The organism is Roseateles puraquae, from assembly GCF_002205845.1.
GTDB classification, from domain to species: Bacteria; Pseudomonadota; Gammaproteobacteria; order Burkholderiales; family Burkholderiaceae_C; genus Pelomonas; species Pelomonas puraquae.
This window is the reverse complement of record NZ_NISI01000006.1, coordinates 313,887-332,628: the sequence shown is the minus strand read 5'-3', so window position 1 is coordinate 332,628 and position 18,742 is coordinate 313,887. Positions and strand designations below refer to the sequence as shown.

21 protein-coding genes and 1 pseudogene are annotated in these 18,742 nt (G+C 71.9%); 8 read left to right on the top strand and 14 right to left on the bottom strand.

What is annotated here, in order from left to right:
* Window positions 1-2: 2 nt before the first annotated feature.
* The 4 genes from CDO81_RS16555 to CDO81_RS16540 are packed head-to-tail and all read right to left on the bottom strand — an operon-like array spanning window position 3 to window position 3,545.
* Window positions 3-617 carry a PqiC family protein gene (locus CDO81_RS16555; protein ID WP_088484327.1) on the bottom strand — a complete coding sequence of 205 codons (615 nt, stop codon included), beginning with the start codon at window positions 615-617 and terminating at the stop codon, window positions 3-5.
* Window positions 614-1,666 carry an MlaD family protein gene (locus CDO81_RS16550; protein ID WP_088484326.1) on the bottom strand — a complete coding sequence of 351 codons (1,053 nt, stop codon included), beginning with the start codon at window positions 1,664-1,666 and terminating at the stop codon, window positions 614-616. The genes CDO81_RS16555 and CDO81_RS16550 overlap by 4 nt, the downstream gene beginning before the upstream one ends.
* A complete protein-coding gene (locus tag CDO81_RS16545) occupies window positions 1,663-2,442 on the bottom strand; it encodes an ABC transporter ATP-binding protein (protein WP_088484325.1) in 780 nt (259 codons plus the stop codon). Before CDO81_RS16545 ends, CDO81_RS16550 begins: the two co-directional genes overlap by 4 nt.
* Window positions 2,442-3,545, bottom strand: a complete 1,104-nt coding sequence (locus CDO81_RS16540) for an MlaE family ABC transporter permease (protein ID WP_241517035.1) — start codon at window positions 3,543-3,545, stop codon at window positions 2,442-2,444. Before CDO81_RS16540 ends, CDO81_RS16545 begins: the two co-directional genes overlap by 1 nt.
* Window positions 3,546-3,704: 159 nt before the next feature.
* On the opposite strand from CDO81_RS16540, the gene CDO81_RS16535 reads away from it, so the two are divergent.
* The 3 genes from CDO81_RS16535 to CDO81_RS16525 all read left to right on the top strand — a co-directional run bounded on the left by CDO81_RS16535 (window position 3,705) and on the right by CDO81_RS16525 (window position 5,851).
* Window positions 3,705-3,995, top strand: coding sequence for a hypothetical protein (locus CDO81_RS16535; RefSeq protein WP_088484323.1), 291 nt, complete (start codon window positions 3,705-3,707; stop codon window positions 3,993-3,995).
* A gap of 84 nt (window positions 3,996-4,079) precedes the next feature.
* Window positions 4,080-5,150, top strand: coding sequence for a sensor histidine kinase (locus CDO81_RS16530; RefSeq protein ID WP_088484322.1), 1,071 nt, complete (start codon window positions 4,080-4,082; stop codon window positions 5,148-5,150).
* On the top strand, window positions 5,138-5,851 hold the full coding sequence (locus tag CDO81_RS16525) for a LytR/AlgR family response regulator transcription factor (RefSeq protein ID WP_088484321.1): 714 nt from the start codon (window positions 5,138-5,140) through the stop codon (window positions 5,849-5,851). Before CDO81_RS16530 ends, CDO81_RS16525 begins: the two co-directional genes overlap by 13 nt.
* Here the strand turns inward: CDO81_RS16525 and CDO81_RS16520 are convergent.
* The gene (locus CDO81_RS16520) at window positions 5,789-6,919 is read right to left on the bottom strand and encodes a Fic family protein (protein ID WP_088484320.1); all 1,131 of its coding nucleotides are present in this window, start codon (window positions 6,917-6,919) and stop codon (window positions 5,789-5,791) included. The two genes, CDO81_RS16525 and CDO81_RS16520, sit on opposite strands and share 63 nt — an antisense overlap.
* 9 nt (window positions 6,920-6,928) lie before the next feature.
* Between CDO81_RS16520 and CDO81_RS16515 the strand changes: the two are divergent.
* A pseudogene (locus CDO81_RS16515) lies at window positions 6,929-8,158 on the top strand (acyltransferase family protein); the annotation flags it as partial.
* Window positions 8,159-8,217: 59 nt separating this feature from the next.
* On the opposite strand, the gene CDO81_RS29295 reads toward CDO81_RS16515, so the two are convergent.
* On the bottom strand, window positions 8,218-8,706 hold the full coding sequence (locus CDO81_RS29295) for a DUF7482 domain-containing protein (protein WP_420893086.1): 489 nt from the start codon (window positions 8,704-8,706) through the stop codon (window positions 8,218-8,220).
* Window positions 8,707-8,743: 37 nt separating this feature from the next.
* Here CDO81_RS29295 and CDO81_RS16510 point away from each other — a divergent pair, with 37 nt between their 5' ends.
* A complete protein-coding gene (locus tag CDO81_RS16510) occupies window positions 8,744-9,019 on the top strand; it encodes a hypothetical protein (protein WP_088484318.1) in 276 nt (91 codons plus the stop codon).
* A 4-nt stretch (window positions 9,020-9,023) separates the two neighbouring features.
* Here CDO81_RS16510 and CDO81_RS16505 read toward each other — a convergent pair whose 3' ends face one another.
* Window positions 9,024-10,388 (bottom strand): cation:proton antiporter, encoded by a 1,365-nt coding sequence (locus CDO81_RS16505; protein ID WP_088484317.1) that lies wholly within the window; start codon window positions 10,386-10,388, stop codon window positions 9,024-9,026.
* A gap of 214 nt (window positions 10,389-10,602) precedes the next feature.
* On the opposite strand from CDO81_RS16505, the gene CDO81_RS16500 reads away from it, so the two are divergent.
* From CDO81_RS16500 to CDO81_RS16490, 3 genes are all read left to right on the top strand, one after another.
* Window positions 10,603-10,854 (top strand): type II toxin-antitoxin system Phd/YefM family antitoxin, encoded by a 252-nt coding sequence (locus CDO81_RS16500; protein WP_088484316.1) that lies wholly within the window; start codon window positions 10,603-10,605, stop codon window positions 10,852-10,854.
* Window positions 10,854-11,351, top strand: a complete 498-nt coding sequence (locus CDO81_RS16495; protein WP_088484315.1) for a PIN domain-containing protein — start codon at window positions 10,854-10,856, stop codon at window positions 11,349-11,351. Before CDO81_RS16500 ends, CDO81_RS16495 begins: the two co-directional genes overlap by 1 nt.
* Before the next feature lie 136 nt (window positions 11,352-11,487).
* Window positions 11,488-13,020: a tryptophan halogenase family protein gene (locus CDO81_RS16490; protein ID WP_088484314.1), complete on the top strand. Its 1,533-nt coding sequence runs from the start codon at window positions 11,488-11,490 to the stop codon at window positions 13,018-13,020.
* Here CDO81_RS16490 and CDO81_RS16485 read toward each other — a convergent pair.
* The 7 genes from CDO81_RS16485 to CDO81_RS16455 all read right to left on the bottom strand — a co-directional run bounded on the left by CDO81_RS16485 (window position 13,004) and on the right by CDO81_RS16455 (window position 18,694).
* Window positions 13,004-13,546 (bottom strand): arsinothricin resistance N-acetyltransferase ArsN1 family B, encoded by a 543-nt coding sequence (locus CDO81_RS16485; protein ID WP_088484313.1) that lies wholly within the window; start codon window positions 13,544-13,546, stop codon window positions 13,004-13,006. The genes CDO81_RS16490 and CDO81_RS16485 overlap by 17 nt on opposite strands.
* Window positions 13,521-14,729, bottom strand: coding sequence for an MFS transporter (locus CDO81_RS16480; RefSeq protein ID WP_088484312.1), 1,209 nt, complete (start codon window positions 14,727-14,729; stop codon window positions 13,521-13,523). The genes CDO81_RS16485 and CDO81_RS16480 overlap by 26 nt, the downstream gene beginning before the upstream one ends.
* Before the next feature lie 2 nt (window positions 14,730-14,731).
* A complete protein-coding gene (gene arsN2 / locus CDO81_RS16475; RefSeq protein ID WP_088484311.1) occupies window positions 14,732-16,573 on the bottom strand; it encodes an arsenic resistance N-acetyltransferase ArsN2 in 1,842 nt (613 codons plus the stop codon).
* A complete protein-coding gene (locus tag CDO81_RS16470) occupies window positions 16,564-17,055 on the bottom strand; it encodes a MarR family winged helix-turn-helix transcriptional regulator (RefSeq protein WP_088484310.1) in 492 nt (163 codons plus the stop codon). The genes arsN2 and CDO81_RS16470 overlap by 10 nt, the downstream gene beginning before the upstream one ends.
* Before the next feature lie 136 nt (window positions 17,056-17,191).
* Complete coding sequence (locus CDO81_RS16465; RefSeq protein WP_088484309.1) at window positions 17,192-17,863, bottom strand: aquaporin; 672 nt, start codon at window positions 17,861-17,863, stop codon at window positions 17,192-17,194.
* 1 nt (window position 17,864) lies between these two features.
* Window positions 17,865-18,368 (bottom strand): arsenate reductase ArsC, encoded by a 504-nt coding sequence (locus CDO81_RS16460; protein ID WP_088484308.1) that lies wholly within the window; start codon window positions 18,366-18,368, stop codon window positions 17,865-17,867.
* A gap of 5 nt (window positions 18,369-18,373) precedes the next feature.
* Complete coding sequence (locus CDO81_RS16455) at window positions 18,374-18,694, bottom strand: ArsR/SmtB family transcription factor (protein ID WP_088484307.1); 321 nt, start codon at window positions 18,692-18,694, stop codon at window positions 18,374-18,376.
* Window positions 18,695-18,742: the final 48 nt, after the last annotated feature.

Below are 18,742 nucleotides of genomic sequence, written 5' to 3'. Positions count from 1 at the left end.
GGCTAGCCTGCCGCCACGATGCGCGCCGCCAGCAGCAGCACGCTCTGGCGGTAGCCCGCGGCCAGCGCGTCGGCATCGGCGGCGCAGGGCAGTGACAGCTCGGCGCTGCCGGCAGGCGGCTGCGCGGTGTCGGGGGGGGCCTGCAGCGGCGTGAAGTGCCAGCGTGCCCGCAGTTGCAGCGTCAGGCCGGCACCGCTGGGCCGGGCCAGCCACTCATCCACCTGCACCACCAGGCGCAGGCTTTCGAGGTCGCGGTTCAACGGTGTGGCGAGCGTGACCGGGTAGGGCTGGCGCAGCCGGCGCAGGTCGTCGGCCAGCACGCGCGGCAGCGCATCGCGCAGGGGCTCGGCCCAGCGGGCCTCGGGCCAGGGGCGCAGGCCGGCGCGGCCGTCGGCCACCAGCATCTCTTCACGGTCCAGCAGTTCAGGCAGGGCCACCTGCGGGCTCAGCACCCAGGCGCGGCCGTCCTGGCCCGACCGGGCGTCAGCGGGTAGGGGCGGCACACCGGTCAGGCCGTAGAGCCGGCGCGCGGGGGCCGAGCGGCTGGCGCAGCCGGCCAGGGCCAGGGCGCCAAGGCTCAACAGGAGGTGTCGACGAGGCAGGGCGGCAGGCGTCATCGGGCGGGCTCCGGAGTTGGGGTGGCCGGCGGCGGCGCATCGGGCTGGCGACCCCGCAGCAAGGCATCGGGCTGGGCGTCCAGCGTGCGGGCCAGCTCGCGCAGGGCACGTGCCGCGGCGGACAGGTCGCGCAACGTGCGGTCGCTCTGCTGCAGGAGCGGTCCGTCGCGGTCGGTGGCGTCGCGCAGCGAGGCGCCCGCGCGTTGCAGCTCGGCGAGTGTGCGCTGCAGGTCGGTCACGACCGGCCCCTGCGGGTCGAGCAGCGCGCCGGCCTTGTCGGCACCGTCACCCAGCTTGTCGGCCGCGGTCGCCACCTTGTCACCGGCGCGGCCGACGCTGGCCATCGCCTGCTCGGCGCCGCGGGTCAGCGGCCGGGCGCGCTGCTCCAGCACCGCAGCCAGTGCGCGGGCGTGGCGTGCGGTGGCGGCGAAGTCCTGCAAGCCCTGGCGCAGCTCCGGTGCGGCCACCAGGGTCCGCGTCGAGTTGGCGATCTGGCTGAGGTCGTCCAGGATCTTGCGCAGGTCCACGCTCTCCAGCTGATTCTTCAAGGCCTGGAAGGCGGTCGCGCTGGTCGGGATCTCGGTCGCGCCGTCATGCTCGCCGCCATGCAGCACACCCGGCGGCTTGCTGCGGAAATCCAGGTCGACATAGAGCTGGCCCGTCACCAGGCTCTGCGTGCCGAGCTGGGCGGTCAGGCCGCGCTTGATCAGCAGCGGCAGCGCATGGCCGATGTCGTCATGCGTGAAGCGGCCTTCCAGGCCTCGCACCGCGTCGTCGTCGAGTTCGGCCATGACGGGGATCGCGAAGCTGTCGGTGGTGGCCTCGTAGCGCACGCTGATGTCGGTCACATTGCCCACCCGCACCCCACGGAAGACCACCGGCGCGCCCTTCTGCAGCCCGAACACCGAGCCCGAGAAGAACATGACGACCCGTTGCGGCCGCTCGAACCAGTGCCGGCCCGGCAGCGCGATCAGCGCCACGGCCAGGGCGGCCAGCGCGGCCACGACGAAGGCGCCGATCACGAAGGGGTTGGCGCGGCGGGACTTCATGCCGCCACCTCCACCGCATCGGCGGTCACACGGCCACGCGTGAGGAACTCGCGCACCGCCGGCGGCCCCTGGTCCCGGAGTTCCGCCGGCGGGCCCAGTGCCGTGGCGGTGCGGGCGGCCACGTCCAGGAAGAGCAGCCGGTCAGCCACAGCGAAGAGGCTGTCCAGCTCGTGCGTCACCAGCACGATGGCCGTGCCGAGCTCCCGCTTGAGTTGCAGGATCAAGGCGTCCAGGCGCGCCGAGGTCAGCGGGTCCAGGCCGGCGGAAGGTTCGTCCAGGCACAGCAGCGGCGGGTCCAGCATCAGCGCGCGGGCGATGGCGGCGCGCTTGCGCATGCCGCCGGAGAGCTGGCTGGGCTCGGCATCGAAGGTGGCGGGGTCGTCCAGGCCGGCCAGGGCCAGCTTGTCACGTGCCCGTTGCTCGCGCTCGGCGGCGTCCAGCTCGGTGTAGAGCTCCAACGGCAGCATCAGGTTCTCGCCCACGGTCATGCTGCTCCACAAGGCGCCCGCCTGGAAGGCCACGCCCATCTCGCGGCGTGGCGGGTCGTCGCCATGCACATCGCGCTCGGCGCCACCGGCCGTCCACAGCACGCAGCCCGTGCGCGGTGCCTGCAGGCCGATCAGGTGGCGCAGCAGCGTGCTCTTGCCGCAGCCGCTGGCGCCGCAGATGGCCAGCACCTCGCCCGCATGAATGTTGAAGTTCAACCCATGCTGCAGTTCGCGGCCGCCGGCATGCAGGCTGAGGTTCTCGACCGTCATCAGCACCTCGCTGCTCATCACACCCCCAGCCGCTGGAAGATCACCGTCAGCAGCGAGGCCGCCACCACCATCCACACGATGGCCTGCACCACGGCGGCCGTGGTCGCCTCGCCCACGGCCTGCGCGCTGCGCCCGGCGTTCAGGCCCTGACGGCAGCCGGCCAGAGCCACCAGCATCGCGTAGACGCTGCCCTTGAGCAGGCCCACCGTCAGGTCCCAGCCCGACAGCGATTCGCGGGTGGTGGCCACATAGGCGGCCATCGGCACGTCGTACAGCCCCACGGCCACGACCCCGCCGACCGCCAGGCCCGCCACGCCCGCGCACAGCGTCAGCAGCGGGCCGGTCACCAGCAGCGCCAGCAGGCGGGGCAGCACCAGGTGCTCCACCGGGTCTACGCCCAGCGTGGTCAGCGCATCGATCTCCTCGCCGGCGCGCATGCTGCCGAGCTGGGCCGCGAACGCCGCCCCCACGCGGCCGGCCAGCACGATGCCGACCACCAGCGCCGCGATCTCGCGCACGACGCCGATGGTCACCAGGTTGGCGATGAAGCTCTGCGCACCGAAGCGTTGCAACTGCTCCGCGCCCATGTAGGCCACGATCAGGCCCACGAGTGAGCTGACCAGCAGCACGATGCCCAGGCTGCGCGGCCCGGTCTGCTCGACCTGCCAGAGCCAGTCGCTGCGGCGCATGGCGGTGCGGCCGCGCAGCAGCCGGCCCAGCGCGGCCAAGGTGGCGCCGATGAAGCTCAGCGTCTCGTGCCAGCGGGGCGGTGGGCCTTCAGGCTCGGCTGCGGCGCGACCGGTGTCGCCCGGCAGGCTGCGCAAGAGCTGGCTGCGCAGCGCGCGCGGCAGCCCCCCGAGATCCAGCTTCACACCGGCGCGTGCCAGCGGGGCCAGCAGCTGCCATAGCGCGCCGGCCAGCGGTGGCTGCCAGTGCGTCAGGCGCGCCATGTCGACGCGGATGCGTGTGCCGGGCTCCGCGCGCAACGCAGCCGGCGGGGCGGGCAGCGCCTCAGACCAGTCGCCGGCCAGCACCAGGCGCCAGTCGCGGCCGCCGCCTTCCCAGTGAGAGGTGGCGGGGCCGGCAGGCGAGGGCAGAGCCGCGGTGAGAAGGGAGGCCATGGTCATGCATGCTCGGGGTCGCCGTCATCCCGCGACCCCGGACGCTGTCGGAGCCGTCTGTAGGACGGCGCGCCGGCCGACAGGCAACCCCGCCCGCGGACGACGACGCCCGTGCGCCAGCGCGTCCACAGTGCAGGCATTGACTGCTGGAGTCCCGCCATGTCCCGTCCTGCCCCTGAACGAACGCCCGATCCTGCCCAGGTGCACGCCGACCGCCCGCGCAGCCGCGGTGATGCGTCCCGCCCCGCAGGCCCGTCCCTTCCGCACGACCGCGACCAGCAGGCTGCCGCCACACCGGCCGAGCCCGATCCCCACATTCGCCGTGCGGCGCGTGACCTGCAGCAAGGCCAGGTCGACACCGACCTGCGCGCCACGCCAGGCTTGGACGCAGAGCGCCGCGGCGGCATGGTGCCTGGCGGCGAGCGCGGCGCCGGCAAGCCGCGGCGATGACGGCCTGACCCGCCAGGGGCGAACCGCGGCCTGCGCGGGGCGAACCGCGCGGCCGGGCAGCGCGCAGCCGCTACCCTTCGCGCCATGTTCCTGCCCGCGCGCCGCTGGCGCCTGCCCTACCTCGCCCTGCTGACGGTCGTCGGCCTGCTGCTCAGCGCCTCGGCGCTGGAGGCCTACCGGCTCTCCGGCGGCACGCGGCCCTGGGAGCCCTTCCTGTGGGAGTTCAGCTCCATCGCGGTCATCGGCCTGCTGGTGCTGGCGGTGCATGCGCTGGTGGGGCGACTGGCCGGCCGCCCCTGGCCGCAGCAGCTGGCGGCACATGCCGTGGCCCTGCCGCTGTTCAGCTTGCTGCACATCGCCGGCATGTTCGGCATCCGGCTGCTCGTCTACGGCCTGGCGGGGGTTGAATACCACCCCGATGCGCTGCCCACGCTGCTGGTCTTCGAGGGCGGCAAGGACGCGGTGAGCTACCTGAGCTTTTGCCTGATCTCGCGGGGCGTGTGGATGGCCCAGGCTGCCAATGCCCGCGCGCAGGAGCTGGACCGTGCCCGCCGTGAGCTGGCCGAGGCGCGGCTCGCGCGGCTGGCCGACCAGGTGCAGCCGCACTTCCTCTTCAACACCCTGAACCTGATTTCCTCGGTGATGTACGAGGACGTGGCCCGCGCCGACCGGTTGCTGTGCGACCTGGCCCAGCTGCTGCGCCAGACCCTGGCCGCGCAGCAGCGGGCCGAGCACAGCGTGGCCGACGAGCTGGCCCTGGTGCAGCCCTTCCTCGCGCTGATGCAGGCGCGCTTCGGGCCGGAGCGGCTGGTGGTGCAGATCGACGCCGACGATGCCGCGCGGGCCTGTCGGCTGCCGGCGCTGCTGCTGCTGGCGCCGGTCGAGAACGCGGTCAAGCATGACGTGGCGCGCCACCGCGGCCGGGTCACTGTGGCCGTGTCGGCCCGCCGCGAGGGCGACGAGCTGGTGCTGACGGTGCGCAATCAGGGCGAAGGCCCCGCGCCCGAGCCGCTGCCCCCCGACCCCGACGGCGGCCTGGGCCTGCGCAACCTGCGCGAACGCCTGCAGGCCCGCTACGGCACGGCAGCGCGCGTGGACTTCGGGCCCGAGGGGCGCGGCATGGCCCTGCACCTGGTGATGCCATGCGGGTGCTGATCGTCGACGACGAACCCGCCGCGCGCGCCAAGCTGCGCCGCCTGCTGCTGGCCGAGCCCGACGTGGCCGAGCTGCTGGAGGCGGCCGACGCACCAGCGGCGCTCGCCCTCGTGCCTGCTGGCTGCGCGGTGCCCGACCTCGCGCTGCTGGACATCGAGATGCCCGGCGGCAGCGGCGTGCAGTTGGCCGCGGCCCTGCGTGAGCGCGGGGTGCGCTGCATCGTCTTCTCGACGGCGCATGCCGAGCATGCGCTGCAGGCCTTCGAGCTCGCGGCGCTCGACTACCTGCTCAAGCCCTACACCGCCGATCGCCTGCAGGCCGCGCTGGCCCGCGTGCGCGAGCAACTCGCCCGCCCGGCGGCCCCCGCGGGCGAATGGTGGGTGGCCGGCGAGCGGGTGCGCCTGGCCGAGGTGCACTGGATCTCGGCGGCCGACAACTACATCGAGCTGCACCTGCCGCCGCGCAGCCTGCTGGAGCGCGCCACACTTGCCGAGGCCCTGGCCCGACCCGGCTGGGCCGCGCGCTTCCTGCGCGTGCACCGCAGCCACGCGGTCAATCCCGGCTGCGTGCACCGCATCGAGCGCCTGCCCGGTGGCGAAGCCCTGCTGACCCTGACCGGCGGCCAGGTGCTGCGGGTGTCACGGGGCTACCGGGACGTCCTGGCGGAGTTCGTAGTGGGTGCTCCGACCCCCGGCTTCTGATCGCCGCAGCAGGCCCAGGGTGACCAGGGACGTCAGGTCGCGCAAGGCGGTGTCGCTGGAGCACTTCGCCAGAGCGGCGTACTTCGCCGTCGTCAGCTTGCCCTCGAAGCCGTCCAGCAGGCGGTTCAGCACCTTCACCTGTCGCTCGTTGAGGGCGCCGGCCGGGGCCTGGTGCCAGAAGCGCGTCTTGCGCAACACGGCGTCGAGCGTGGCATGCGCCTGGTCGAGAGCAGCGTGCAGCATCTGCAGCAGCCACAGCAGCCAGTCGGTGACGTCCATCGACCCCTTTTGCGTGCGCTCCAGGATGTCGTAGTAGGCGCGGCGCTCGCGCTGGATCTGCGCCGACAGGCTGTAGAAGCGCTGAGGGCTGCCGTCGGCCCGCGCCAGCAGCAGGTCGCCCACCGCGCGGGCGATGCGGCCGTTGCCGTCATCGAAGGGGTGCAGCGTGACGAACCACAGATGCGCCAGGCCCGCACGCAGCAGCGCGGGCTCGGCCGGCGCCGGCTGGTTGACCCACGCGAGCAGGCGCTGCATCTCCGCGGGCAGGCGTGCGGCAGGCGGGGCCTCGAAATGCACGCGCTGCCGGTCGAGCCGACCCGACACGACCTGCATCGGCCCCTGGGTATCGTCGCGCCAGCGGCCGGTGGCGATCGGCGCGAGGCCGGAGTAGCCGGTCGGGAACAGGGCGGCATGCCAGCCGAAGAGGCGCGCTTCGGTCAGCGGGTCGGCGGCGCGGCTGGTGGCGTCGAGCACCATGTCCACCACGCCGTCCACATGGCGGTCGGCGGGGGCGAGGGCGCCGATGTCCACGCCCAGGCGGCGCGCGACCGAGGAGCGGACCGACGCCACGTCCAGCGCCTCGCCCTCGATCGCGCTGGTCTTGAGCACATCGTCGGTCAGCGCCGCCAGGCTGGCCTCGTCACGCAGCGCCAGACCCACATCTGCCAGTCGGCCGAGCAAGCGCCCCTGGGCCTGGCTGACGGCGGCCAGCGGTGTGGCCAGCGCCGCCAGGTCGAAGCGCCAGACGGGCCAGTCGCGCTGCTGCCAGATGTATTCGCCGCTGAACATGCGGTGATTATGGGCTTGAACCACCGCAAGCGGCTCATTTGCCGCATGTTGTGCGGCGAATGGCGCGGTGAATCGCCGCAGGCGTTGCCATTGGCCCCGCGCCCCGGGCGACTTGCCCCATGGCGCTGGCCCCGCGCGGGCGCCCCGTCGAAGCTGCTGTCCATGAACACCGCCGCCCCCCGCCTGCCCTTCCTCGACGGCCTGCGCGTCGCCGCCTTCGCGCTGCTCATCCCCTACCACGTGGGCATGTACTACGTGACTTGGGATTGGCATGTGAAGAGCCCGGCCGCGAGCGCCGCGCTGGAGCCTTTCATGCAGCTGAGCTCGCCCTGGCGACTCGGGCTGCTCTTCCTCATCGGCGGGGCGGCCTGCCAGGGGCTGTTTGCACGGCGTGGCGCGCTGGGCACGCTGAAGGACCGCAGCCTGCGCCTGCTGCTGCCGCTGGTGTTCGGCATGGCCGTCATCGTCACGCCGCAGGCGTACTTCGAGGTGCTGACCAAGGCGCCGCAGCTGTTGCCGGGGGATGGGGGCTATCTCGACTTCTGGGCGGCTTACCTGCGCGGCGGCAAGTACTGCCGCGGCAGCGACTGCATGAGCGTGCCGACGTGGAACCACCTGTGGTTCCTGCCCTACCTGTGGCTGTACGCGGTGCTGGGCGCGGGCATGGCTGCCATCGCCAGCCGCCTGCCCTGGAAGGCCGCGCTGAACGGCCCGGCCTGGGCCTGGCTGCTGCTGCCCGCCGTGCCGCTGGCCGTGCTGCGCGTCACGCTGATGCCGCATCACCCGTCCACGCACAACCTGACACACGACCTGTACAACCATGCCCAGTACAGCCTGCTCTTCGCCATCGGCTGGGCCAGCCGCACGCCGCTGGCCGCGGGCCTGTGGGCGGCGGCGCTGCGGCTGCGTTGGTGGGCGCTCGGTGTGTCGCTCGTGGGCTGGGGCCTGATCATTGGGTTCAATGCGACCTATGCCGAGGCCACGCCGCCCGATGAAGTGCTGACCGCCGCGCGGGTGCTGCGCGGGGCGCAGACCTGGTGGTGCATCGTGGCCGCCTGTGGCTGGGCGCAGCGCGCCTTCACGCAGGAGTCGCCGGCGTTGCGGCAGGCCGGCGCGGCGGTGTTCTGCTTCTACATCCTGCACCAGAGCGTCATCGTGGTGCTGACCCAGGCCCTCAAGCCGCTGGCGCTGCCCTGGGGTGTGGAGGCCTTGCTGCTGATCGGGCTGACGCTGGTGATCTGCACCGTCGGCTACCTTGGGGCGCGCCGCGTGCCGGGCCTCGCCCTGCTGCTGGGCATTCAGCGCCGGGCGCCGGGCACGATGGGGCAATTGACGACGATGTCGGTCACGTCCAGCGACAGCTCGCCCGCCTCCACCGCGGCCAGCACGGCTTCTTCGGAGCGCAGCTCCCGCACCGAGGCGCCCGGCTTCCAGGCGACCAGCACCAGCCGCCACAGCGGGCTGTAGCTGGCATCCGGCGGCGCGCCGGTCGCGGCGGGCGCGGACGGAAAGACGCTGATCTGCCGCCCGTCGCTGAACTTGTAGACCCGCTCGGTGATCGACGCGCGCCCCTGGCCCAGCGCATCCCGCAGCCGCGGCACATGGTTCACGCCCGCCTGCGCGGCCATGGGGCCATCGGAGATGTCGGTGGTGACGTAGTCGACCCGCCGGCCGTCCACCCAGGCCTGCAGGCGTGGCAGGGTGAGGGTGTCGGTCGGTGGCAAAAGCTGGGCGCAGCCGGCCAGCAGGGCCGGGCCGAGCAGCAGGAGCAGGAGTTGTGAGCGCATGGGACGCAGTCGTGCCGGCGTTGCGTGACCTTACGTCATGGGCCAGCTCTCCGTGCCTGCGCTGCTGCCCGACATGCGCCGGGTCGACCACACGGCCATCCGCCAGGTGCGCTATCCGGTGTTCATGTTGCTGGGGCGGCACGACCTGACGACCCCGTCCTCGGTCATCGAGCCCTGGCTGGAGAAGCTGCAGGCGCCGCTGAAGCAGCTGGTGTGGTTCGAGCAGTCGGCCCATCTCGCACCGCATGAGGAGCCGGGGCGGTTCCTCATGGCGCTGGTGCAGCAGGTGCGGCCAGCCGCGCTGCAGCACTGAACCTTCAGGCCGCGGAATCGGCCGTGTTGCGCGGCAGCGCGTCCAGCTCGCCCGACTCGCGCGCTTTGCGGCCATAGACGGCTTCGAACAGCGGCGTGGCCATCATGGTGGTCACCACGGCCATCAGCACCAGCATCGAGAACAGCGCCGGGCCGATGATGCCCTTCTGCAGGCCGATGTTGATGATGATGAGCTCCATCAGCCCGCGCGAGTTCATCAGTGCGCCGATGCCGAGTGCCGTGCGGTTGTCTTCGCCGGCCAGGCGCGCCGCGAGGTAGCACGCGCCGAACTTGGCCAGCACCGACACCACCAGGATGCCGCCCGCAATCGCCAGCAGGGCCATGGTGTCGATCATGTCCAGCCGCGTGTTCAGGCCCGAGTAGGTGAAGAACATCGGCAGCAGCAGCACCACGGCCAAGGGCTCGACCTTCTTCTTCAGCTCCGCCGCGAACAGCCCGCGCGGCATGACCGCGCCCAGGATGAAGCCGCCGAAGATCGAGTGGATGCCCACCGCGTCCATCACGAAGGCCGACAGGCAGAACAGCGCCATCGTGACGCCCAGGATGGTGGTGCTCATGTGCCCTTCACGCTCGACGATGCGACCCAGCGGCGCGAGCAGCCGGCGGCCGAACAGCAGGATGAAGGCGGCGTAGAGCACGCCCCCGCCGATGGCCAGCACGGCCACACCTGGGCCCGCACCGAAGGCGGCCAGCACCAGCGCCAGTACGCACCACGACACCGCGTCGTCGAAGGCGCCCGCGGTCAGCGACAGCGTGCCCAGCGAGGTGTTCGCCAGGCCGCGCTCATTGATGATGCGCGCCAGCATCGGGAAGGCCGTCAGGGCGATGCAGGCGCCCATGAAGAGCGTCGCGTTGGCGGTGGAGATGCCCTCGGCGAACAGGCCCGGCACCGTCAGCAGCAGCGGCGTGATCAGGAAGGCGAAGAAAAACGGCGCCGTGATGCCTGCCACCGACACGCCGATGGCGCTGCGCGCCTTGGTGGCGAAGTGGTCCAGCCGCAGCGTCGTGCCCACCAGGAACATGTACAGGCCCACACCCAGCTGCGCGCCGGTGTAGAGCACATTGCGCATCTCCTTCGGGAAGATGGCAGCCTGCACCTCGGGGGCGAGCATGCCGAACAGCGACGGGCCGAGCAGCACACCCGCAATCATCTCGCCCACCACCTGCGGCTGCGCCAGGAACTTGCGCCCTGCCCAGCCGACCACGCGGCAGGCCAGCAGGATGATGGCCAGTTGCAGGAAGAAGCGGATGCTGAAGTCGCCGGGCGAGTAGGTCTGGGCCACCGCCGGGGCGGCGGGGCCGTGCTTGGCAAACACATCAGCCAGGGTGGCGAGCAGGTCGAATTCCATGGGGTCTTCTTCTGGAAGCGCTTTCATGAGGTCGTGTGAACCCAGGAAAACCCGGGTCAGACAACGTTGTCTCCAGCCGGTTGAACCCGAGGTCACCGGCCGCTGCGCACTGTGCCAGCCGTGGTTGCGCTGTCCATCGGATCTCACCGCTTTGTGCCGACGTACCTACATCCACATTGTGCGGCGGGCGGGGGCTCGCTACATTGCCGGCACGATGAAGCTTCTGAGCAGCCGCGAGTTCAACCGGGACGTCAGCCAGGCCAAGCGCCTGGCCCAGGCCGAGCCCGTGCTCATCACCGACCGCGGCCAGCCCACGCACGTGCTGATGAGCATGGCCGAGTACCGGCGCCTGACCGGGGAGGCCGAGAGCATCCTGGACCTGCTCGCCCTGCCCGAGGCGGTGGCGCTCGACACGGCCGAGGCGTCGTCGGAAGGCGCCTGGGAACACCGCGAGCCCGTCGGCTGATGTTCCTGCTCGACACCGGCATCGTGCTGGAGCTGCGCAAGGCCCGGGCCGGCCCGGCCGACGCGGGCCTGGCGGCCTGGGCGGCGGGCCTGCCGCGGCACAAGCTCTTCATCTCGGCCCTCAACCTGCTGGAGATCGAGAACGCCGCGGCGCGGCTGGCCCGCAAGGACCGCGCGGCCGGCCTCCTGGTGCGCGACTGGATCGACCAGCGCGTGATGCCGGCCTTCGAGGGCCGCGTGCTGCCGGTGGATGCCGCCGTGGTGCGCCGCCGTGCCCAGCTGCCCTACGCCAACACGCGCGACGGCCTGCTGGCCGCCACCGCGCTGGAGCACGGCCTGACCTTCGTGACCCACCGCGTGTCGGCCTTTCGCGCCGGCCGGGTGAAGCTGCTCAACCCGTCCGGCTACGTCGCCCCGCCGGGCGACGAGGATGACGACTGGAGCCATGGCGCCCAGACCGGCCACCAATGGCTCAAGAACCTCTACACCCGCGCATGAGGCCCCTCGTCCAAGGCCTACCTTGGCCGATCCCCCGCGGGGACGGCGATGCTCGCGGCCTTGAGCCACGAGCACATCGCCATGGCGGGCCGGCTCGGGAGCGGCCCAGCGCTCGGCCCGAATACGAGATGAATCCATGACGAACAAGCGACGCATCCTCATCGTCGGCGGCGGCACCGCCGGCTGGCTGACCGCGGCCTACCTCGCCAAGGCGCTGAAGCTGTCGGAGCGCAGCCAGCTGGAGGTGACGCTGCTGGAGTCGCCCGACATCAGCACCGTCGGCGTCGGCGAGGGCACGTTCCCGACCATCCGCAACACGCTCCAGTACCTCGGCATCGACGAGGCCCGCTTCATCCGCGCCACCGCTGCCACGCTCAAGCAGGGCATTCGCTTCGTCGACTGGGCCCACGCGCCCGAGGCAGGGCGCCGGCATGCCTTCTTCCATCCCTTCGAGGCGCCCTACTTCGCCGAAGACCTCAACCTCGTGCCCTACTGGCTGCTGCAGGACGAAGCCGTGCGTGCGCCCTTCGCCGAGGCCATGACGCTGCAGGCCCGGGTGGCGGCCGCCCATCGCGCACCCAAGCGCGCCGGCGAGGCCGGCTATGCCGCGCCGCTCAATTACGCGTATCACTTCGACGCGCACAAGCTCGCGCGCTTGCTCGCCGACCGCGCCCGCGAGCTGGGCGTGCGGCATGAGGCCGGCACGGTCAGTGCCGTGCAGCTCGACGGGCAGGCCGCCATCGCCCACATCGACACCGATCGCCAGCAGCGCTTCGAGGCCGACCTCTTCATCGACTGCAGCGGCTTTCGCGCCGAGCTGATCGGCCGGGCGCTGGGCAGCCCTTTCAAGTCGGCGCGCGGCCAGCTGTTTGCCGACCGGGCGCTGGCCTGCAAGGTGCCGCTCGGCGACGAGGCGGTGATGGAAAGCTGCACCATCGCCACCGCGCACGAGGCCGGCTGGCTGTGGGAGATCGGCCTGAACGGCGCGCGGGGCGTGGGCTGCGTCTACAGCAGCAGCCACATCAGCGATGACCGCGCCGCCGAGCTGCTGCAGGCCTATTGCGGCGCCCGCGCCGAGGACCTGGGCCTGCGCAGCATCCCGTTCGCGCCGGGCTACCGCGAGCAGCAGTGGGTCAAGAACTGCGTGGCCATCGGCCTGTCCGCCGGCTTCCTGGAGCCGCTGGAGGCCACCGGACTGGTGCTGATCGAGGCGGCCGTGGGCATGGTGGCCGAGATGCTGCCGCACAGCGGCCCGATGCACGCGCCAGCGCGGCGCTTCAACGAGCTGATGACGGCGCGCTTTGACAACATCATCAACTTCCTGAAGCTGCACTACGCCCTCAGCCGCCGGCCCGAGCCCTTCTGGCGCGACAACATCGCGCCGGCCACCTTGCCCGAGCGGCTCGCCGGCCTGCTGGAGGAATGGCGCCTGCGCCCGCCGGGCCGCTTCGACTTCGTGCTCGACACCGAGACCTTCGCCTTCTTCAACTACCAGTACATCCTCTACGGCATGGGCTATCCCACCGACCTCAGCGCCGGCCGCGACGACTTTCCCCGCGTGGACGAGGCCGCCAAGGTATTCGCCAAGATCCAGCGTTATGCCGAGCGCGCCGTGGCCGATCTGCCCTCGCACCGGGCGCTGATCCAGCAGATCAACGCGGCGCGCTGAACGGGTGTGGTGCGGTCGGCGGTGCGCCGTCCGTCGGGCGCAGCGCCTTCTGCCACCAGCCCACGTCACGCCACTGCCCGAGTTTGAAACCGACCCGGCGATAGACGCCGAGGGCCGCAAAGCCGGCGGCTTCATGCAGCGCGACGCTACCGGCGTTGGGCAGCGCGATGCCGGCAAACGCCTGGTGATAGCCCAGTGCCGCCAGCAGCGGCAGAAGGTGTTCGTACAGCGCCCGCCCGACGCCCTGGCCCCGGGCGTCATCGCGCACATAGACGGTCACGTCCACCGACCATTGATAAGCGGCACGTTCTCGATGCCGGCTGGCGTAGGCATAGCCAGCCACCTCGCCCGCGGCGTCCTCGGCCACCAGCCAGGGCAGGCTGGCCAGCGTCTTCTCGATGCGTTCGCGCATCTCGGCCTCGCTTGGCGGCTCGGTCTCGAAGGAGATGGCGGTGTGCCGGACGATCGGCGCATAGATGGCCGCGATGGCAGCGGCGTCGTCAGGTATGGCGGTGCGGACTTTCATGCGGGGCCTCCGGTGCGGGAATGAGGAGCAGTGCTGCCAGCGCACTGAGCGCCAGCGCCACCGAGAACCACAGGGCCGCCGCACCAAAGCGCACAAGCAGCAGGCCGAACAGCCAGGGTGACAGCGCCTGGCCGAGGCGCGCCGGGAGCATCAGCAAGCCCTGGCGCTGACCGTAGCCGGCGCTGCCGAACAGGGCCAGCGGCAGCGTGCCCTTGGTGATCGTGAGGATGCCGTTGCCAGCGCCGTGCAGCAGCGCGAAGACCGCGGCCACCGGCGCTCCCAACACGGCCAACAGGCCAGCCCCCAGCGGATGCATGACGGCTGCCGTCCGGGCCGAGATCAGCGGATGCATCTGGCGCAGCAGGCCGAACTCGAGCAGCCGGCCTGCCACCTGCGCGGGGCCGACGAGCGCGCCGATCGCAATGGCCGCCCCCGGCGCGCTGCCCACCGCATCCAGCAGATGCGGCAGGTGGGCGGCCATGGCGGTGCTGATGAACAGCGTCACCGCGAACACCCACGCCAGCAGCACGGCGCTGCGCCAAGGCACTACGGGCGACTCGGCCACGGGGGCCGATGCGTGCGAGGCATTCGATGCGGCCCGAGGTGGCGGCGCAGGCCGGGCCTCGGCCCGCGGCACCCAGGCATTCAAGGGCAGGCCCACCACCAGATGCAGGCCTGTCCAGGCCCAGCAGGCGCCGCGCCAGCCGAAGGCGTGCTCGAGCGCCGCGGACAAGGGCCAGCCCACCGTGCTGGCAAACCCGGCGATCAGCGTGATGCCGGTGATGGCGCCGCGAGCCTCATGCCCGTACAGGCGCACGAGGCCCGCGAAGGCGGCTTCATACAGGCCGCTGCCCATCGCCACACCCATCACCAGCCAGGCCGCGAAAAGGCTGAAGGGGCCGCTCGCCAGCGCCAGCAGGGCCAGGCCCAGCGCGAAGGCCCCGCTGGTGGCCATGAGCACCGGCCGGCCGCCCCAGCGGTCGATGGACCGGCCGGCCTGCGGGCCGATCAGGGCCGACACCACCAGCGCCGCCGAGAAGGCGGCAAAGACCGTGGGCTCCGCCACACCGACATCCGCTGCCATCGGGCGCGCGAGCACCGCGGGCAGGTAGTACGACGACGCCCAGGCCAGCGTCTGGGCCGTGCCCAGCGTGGTGACGACATGCAGGCGCGCTGCCCCCATCGTCAGCCGCAGCAGCCCGACGCCGTGGTGGCGCTTCGAGGCGCGAGGGAGACCGCCACGGCGGCCTCGACCTGCCGCGCTGGCGCCGGGCCACAGCAGCTGCCGTACCCCTCGCCCGGGGTCGGGGGCGCCTGGTCCGTCGAGCACACACCCGTCTCGGGCAGATCCAGCTCGACCCGATCGGCAGCCGCCAGATCGCCAGCCAGGGCGGCCACCACCGAGCGCACCTGCTCGAAGCCGGTGGCCATCAGGAAGGTCGGGGCGCGCCCATAACTTTTCACACCGACGGTGTAGAAGCCGAGTTCAGGATGGGCGAGTTCGCGGTGGCCGTGGGGCCGCACTGTGCCGCAGCTGTGCAGGTTGGGATCGATCAGCGGACCCAGTGCCTCGGTGGATTCCAGCGCCGGGTCCAGCCGCAGGCGCAGCTCGCGCGTCAGGCTCAGGTCCGGCCGTTGGCCGGTGGCGCAAATGATCTCGTCCAGGCCGTCGACGACGACCGGTTGCTGCCGGGCGTCCTGGCCCACCACGCGCAGTTGCTCGCCGTGGCGCTCGATGCGCGTGATGTGCAGCCCGGCGTGGTAGGCGAGCATGCCGCCATCGCGCAGGCGGCGCAGCGAGGCACCCAGGGCCCCCCGGGCCGGCAAAGCGTCAGCCGCACCCCCGCCGAACACGCGCCGCAGCTGCGGCGTGCGCACGGCCCAGGCCAGCCGCGTGCCCGGCACCTCGCGTGCCAGGTCGGCCAGCGCCAGCAGCGCATTGGCGGCTGAATGGCCCGCGCCCACCACCAAGGTGTGCCGTCCGGCATAGCGTGCGCGCTGGGCGCCGGCGATGTCGGGGATGCCATAGACGATGCGATCAGCCGCTCGCGCTTCACCCTCCGCCGGCAGGCCATCGGCACCAAGGGGGTTGGGTTGACCCCAGGTGCCGGTCGCGTCGATGACGGCGCGGGCGCGCAGCGTGCGGGGCTGGCCACCGAGCTGGTAGTGCACCACGAAGGCAGCGCGGTCGCGACCGCCGGTCTTGACCTTGTCCAGGCCTTCCCGGCTGATGCCGGTTACGCGGGCGCCCCGTCGCAGGCAGGCCGCGGCCGCCGGCAAGTCGGCAAAGGGCTGCAGCACCTGGGCGACGACCTCCGCGGCGCGTGGCAACACGTCGGCCGGAGGGGCCTGCCAGCCGGTGGGTGCCAGCAGGCGGGCCATGGCGGGGTCGACGTTGAAGCGCCACGGCGAGAAGAGCTGCACGTGCCCGTAGTCCACCAGGTGGGCGCCGACGGTGGCGCCGGCTTCCAGCACCACGGCGGGCAGGCCGCGCTCCAGCAGCTGGGCCAGTGCGGCCAGGCCCACCGGTCCGGCGCCGAGTACGGCCACCGGCAGGTCGGCCGGTGCCGTGGGCACCTCGCGCAGCGGCAGCGCCATCAACGCGGCACAGGCCGGGCAGGCGCCCTGGAACTCGGCCGAGGCCTTCAGCGCCGCCGGCGCTTGTTCGACGGGCAGGCGCTTGAACCCATACGCTGCGAAGTACTCCGGCGCCGTGACGGTCAGCAGATAGAGCGTGGCGATGTCACGTGCGCGGGCCTCGTGCAGCAACCGCTCGACGAGCGTGCGACCGATGCCCTGGCGCTGCAGGCCCGGTGCGACGGCCACCGAGCGCAGCAGCGCGATGCTGCCGTAGACCTCGGCACCGGCGCAGCCGACGACCTCGCCCGCGCGCAGGGCGAGCAAGGTGGTGGCGAGATGATCCTGCGCACCGGCGGTGGGCAGTTGATGCGCCAGCAGCAGGCGCTGGATGGCGGGCCAGTCCGACGGACCGGCGGGGCGAAGGGTGATGGGGGCGTTCAGCGACATGTCGGGCTTCCCGGCAGGGGCTCCTGGCGTCCCGCGGGCGGCAGGCAGCAGGTGGCTGCCGGGTCGTCGCGCAAGGCTTTCAGGAGCGTCAACAACGAGGTCTCGACGGCGGCGCGGTCACGCTCGCTCAGCGATGCCAGCAGCTGCTGCGCGTGCTCGTCGAGGGTCTGGTTCAACTCATGCACCGTGCGTTCGCCGTCGGCGGTGAGCGTGACGAGCCAACTCCTTGCGTCGGACGGGTTCGGCGCCTTGGTCACCAGCCCACGGGCAACCATGGCCTCCACCGCGCGCGACACCCAGCTCTTCTCCAGGCTCACCCGCAGGCCGAGTTCCGACAGCGACAGCGGCCCGGATCGCCCCAGCTCGGTCAACAGATGGCACTGGGTGCTGGTGGTGCGACAGCAGTCGGCCACGACCCGCTGCGCGCGGGTGTACAGGCGGGCAACCTCGCGCAGCAGCGCGCCGGCGGTGGACTCGGTCATGGCGGGGCGGGAGGTGGGAAGGCGCTCGCATGTTGCCGGGGGGCTGGTTTGGTTGTCAATAGCAACTAAATGGGTCAGAAGAGCGGGGCCGTGGCCCCGCTGTTCATGGGTCTTTCGTCCGGGCTCGCGTGCTCGCTCAGGGCACGGGGCCTGTGCGGGTGTCGGGTTGGGGTGCCAGCAGCCGGTTCGTCACCACAGCCAGCGCAGCGCCAGCCAGCTCGGCCAGCATGAAGCCCGGCGCGCTGGCGGGTGCGATGCCGGCAAAGCTGTCGCTGAACAGCCGGCCGAACACGGCCGCCGGGTTGGCGAACGAGGTGGAGGCGGTGAACCAGTAGGCCGCGCCGATGTAGGCGGCCACCAGCCCGGCTGCGCGCCCGGCCGGTGCGCGCAGGATGACCAGCAGCAGGCCGAAGGTGGCCACGCCTTCGGCCAGCCATTGGCCCGTGCCGGTGCGCACGTGGGTGGAGAACTGCAGCAGCGGCAACTCGAACATCGCATGCGCCAGCAGCGCACCGGCCCAGGCGCCCAACAGTTGCGCGGCGACGAAGGGCAGCAGCGCCGCCCGCGGCAGCTCGCCACGCCAGGCCATGACGGCGCTGACCGCCGGGTTGAAATGAGCGCCGCTGATCGGGCCGAACACCTCGATCAGCACATACAGCCCGCCGACGGTGGCCGCTGTGTTGGCCAGCAATGCCAGCGCGACATTGCCGCCCGACAGCCGCTCGGCCATCACGCCGGAGCCGATGACCACGGCCAGCAGCAGCGCCGTGCCGAGCGCCTCGGCAAGAAGTTGGCGAGGCAGGCGCATCTCAGCTGGCGGCGATCTCGGCCAGCGCCTGCTGCAGTCGCGGCTTGCTCATGGTGGCGATCGGCAGGTGCAGCAGCTGCAGCATGCGGTAGCCAATGGCCTGGCGCGTCAGCTCAAAGGCGCGGCGCTTGGCGGCGTCGCCGCGCGTGTCGGACGGATCGGGGTAGCCCCAGTGCACCTTGAGCGGCTCGCCGGCCTTGCCGCCGTAGAAGAGCGGGCAGGTTTCGCCCGCGGCGCTGTCGCACACCGTGATCACGAGCGACAGCGGCGGTGCGTCAGGGCCGGTGAACTCGTCCCAGCTCTTGCTGCGCACGCCGTGGGTGTCGACCCCCGCGAGGTGCAGGGCCTCGAGCGCGAAGGGGTTGACCGTGCCGCTCGGGGCGCTGCCGGCACTGTGGGCCTGCACGTCCTTGCCGAGCTTCTTGGCCCAGTGGTTGAGCATGCCTTCAGCCAACACGCTGCGGGCCGAGTTGTGGGTGCAGAGGATGAGGACGTGGGTGGTCATGGTGTTCAGCGGCAGCAGGCGGCAGCAGAGGGGGTGCAGGCGCTGCCCTGGCAGCAGTTCTCGGTGAGGTAGCCCAGCAGGTCGTTCATCTGGGCGTAGTGGGCGCGGTAGATCAGGTTGCGGCTGGCGCGCTCCTGGGTGACGAGGCCCGCGTTCACGAGCTCTTTCAGGTGGAAGGATAGCGTCGCCGGCGCCACGCCCAGGCCTTCCTGGATGGCGCCTGGCGTGAGGCCGGCATCGCCGACGACGACAAGGGCGCGAAAGACCTGCAGGCGCAAGGGTTGGGCGAGGGCGGCCAAGGCCTTGACGACGGCTGATTCATCCATAGTTCGATTATTATCGAAATAATGACCGGCCTGCAACCCTAGCCATCG

What these genes read in the sequence shown, in the direction of transcription:
- CDO81_RS16555 (WP_088484327.1), bottom strand. Translation starts at nt 617, where the DNA reads ATGACGCCTGCCGCCCTGCCTCGTCGACACCTCCTGTTGAGCCTTGGC.
- CDO81_RS16550 (WP_088484326.1), bottom strand. Translation starts at nt 1,666, where the DNA reads ATGAAGTCCCGCCGCGCCAACCCCTTCGTGATCGGCGCCTTCGTCGTG.
- CDO81_RS16545 (WP_088484325.1), bottom strand. Translation starts at nt 2,442, where the DNA reads ATGAGCAGCGAGGTGCTGATGACGGTCGAGAACCTCAGCCTGCATGCC.
- CDO81_RS16540 (WP_241517035.1), bottom strand. Translation starts at nt 3,545, where the DNA reads ATGGCCTCCCTTCTCACCGCGGCTCTGCCCTCGCCTGCCGGCCCCGCC.
- CDO81_RS16535 (WP_088484323.1), top strand. Translation starts at nt 3,705, where the DNA reads ATGTCCCGTCCTGCCCCTGAACGAACGCCCGATCCTGCCCAGGTGCAC.
- CDO81_RS16530 (WP_088484322.1), top strand. Translation starts at nt 4,080, where the DNA reads ATGTTCCTGCCCGCGCGCCGCTGGCGCCTGCCCTACCTCGCCCTGCTG.
- CDO81_RS16525 (WP_088484321.1), top strand. Translation starts at nt 5,138, where the DNA reads ATGCGGGTGCTGATCGTCGACGACGAACCCGCCGCGCGCGCCAAGCTG.
- CDO81_RS16520 (WP_088484320.1), bottom strand. Translation starts at nt 6,919, where the DNA reads ATGTTCAGCGGCGAATACATCTGGCAGCAGCGCGACTGGCCCGTCTGG.
- CDO81_RS29295 (WP_420893086.1), bottom strand. Translation starts at nt 8,706, where the DNA reads ATGCGCTCACAACTCCTGCTCCTGCTGCTCGGCCCGGCCCTGCTGGCC.
- CDO81_RS16510 (WP_088484318.1), top strand. Translation starts at nt 8,744, where the DNA reads ATGGGCCAGCTCTCCGTGCCTGCGCTGCTGCCCGACATGCGCCGGGTC.
- CDO81_RS16505 (WP_088484317.1), bottom strand. Translation starts at nt 10,388, where the DNA reads ATGGAATTCGACCTGCTCGCCACCCTGGCTGATGTGTTTGCCAAGCAC.
- CDO81_RS16500 (WP_088484316.1), top strand. Translation starts at nt 10,603, where the DNA reads ATGAAGCTTCTGAGCAGCCGCGAGTTCAACCGGGACGTCAGCCAGGCC.
- CDO81_RS16495 (WP_088484315.1), top strand. Translation starts at nt 10,854, where the DNA reads ATGTTCCTGCTCGACACCGGCATCGTGCTGGAGCTGCGCAAGGCCCGG.
- CDO81_RS16490 (WP_088484314.1), top strand. Translation starts at nt 11,488, where the DNA reads ATGACGAACAAGCGACGCATCCTCATCGTCGGCGGCGGCACCGCCGGC.
- CDO81_RS16485 (WP_088484313.1), bottom strand. Translation starts at nt 13,546, where the DNA reads ATGAAAGTCCGCACCGCCATACCTGACGACGCCGCTGCCATCGCGGCC.
- CDO81_RS16480 (WP_088484312.1), bottom strand. Translation starts at nt 14,729, where the DNA reads ATGGGGGCAGCGCGCCTGCATGTCGTCACCACGCTGGGCACGGCCCAG.
- arsN2 (WP_088484311.1), bottom strand. Translation starts at nt 16,573, where the DNA reads ATGTCGCTGAACGCCCCCATCACCCTTCGCCCCGCCGGTCCGTCGGAC.
- CDO81_RS16470 (WP_088484310.1), bottom strand. Translation starts at nt 17,055, where the DNA reads ATGACCGAGTCCACCGCCGGCGCGCTGCTGCGCGAGGTTGCCCGCCTG.
- CDO81_RS16465 (WP_088484309.1), bottom strand. Translation starts at nt 17,863, where the DNA reads ATGCGCCTGCCTCGCCAACTTCTTGCCGAGGCGCTCGGCACGGCGCTG.
- CDO81_RS16460 (WP_088484308.1), bottom strand. Translation starts at nt 18,368, where the DNA reads ATGACCACCCACGTCCTCATCCTCTGCACCCACAACTCGGCCCGCAGC.
- CDO81_RS16455 (WP_088484307.1), bottom strand. Translation starts at nt 18,694, where the DNA reads ATGGATGAATCAGCCGTCGTCAAGGCCTTGGCCGCCCTCGCCCAACCC.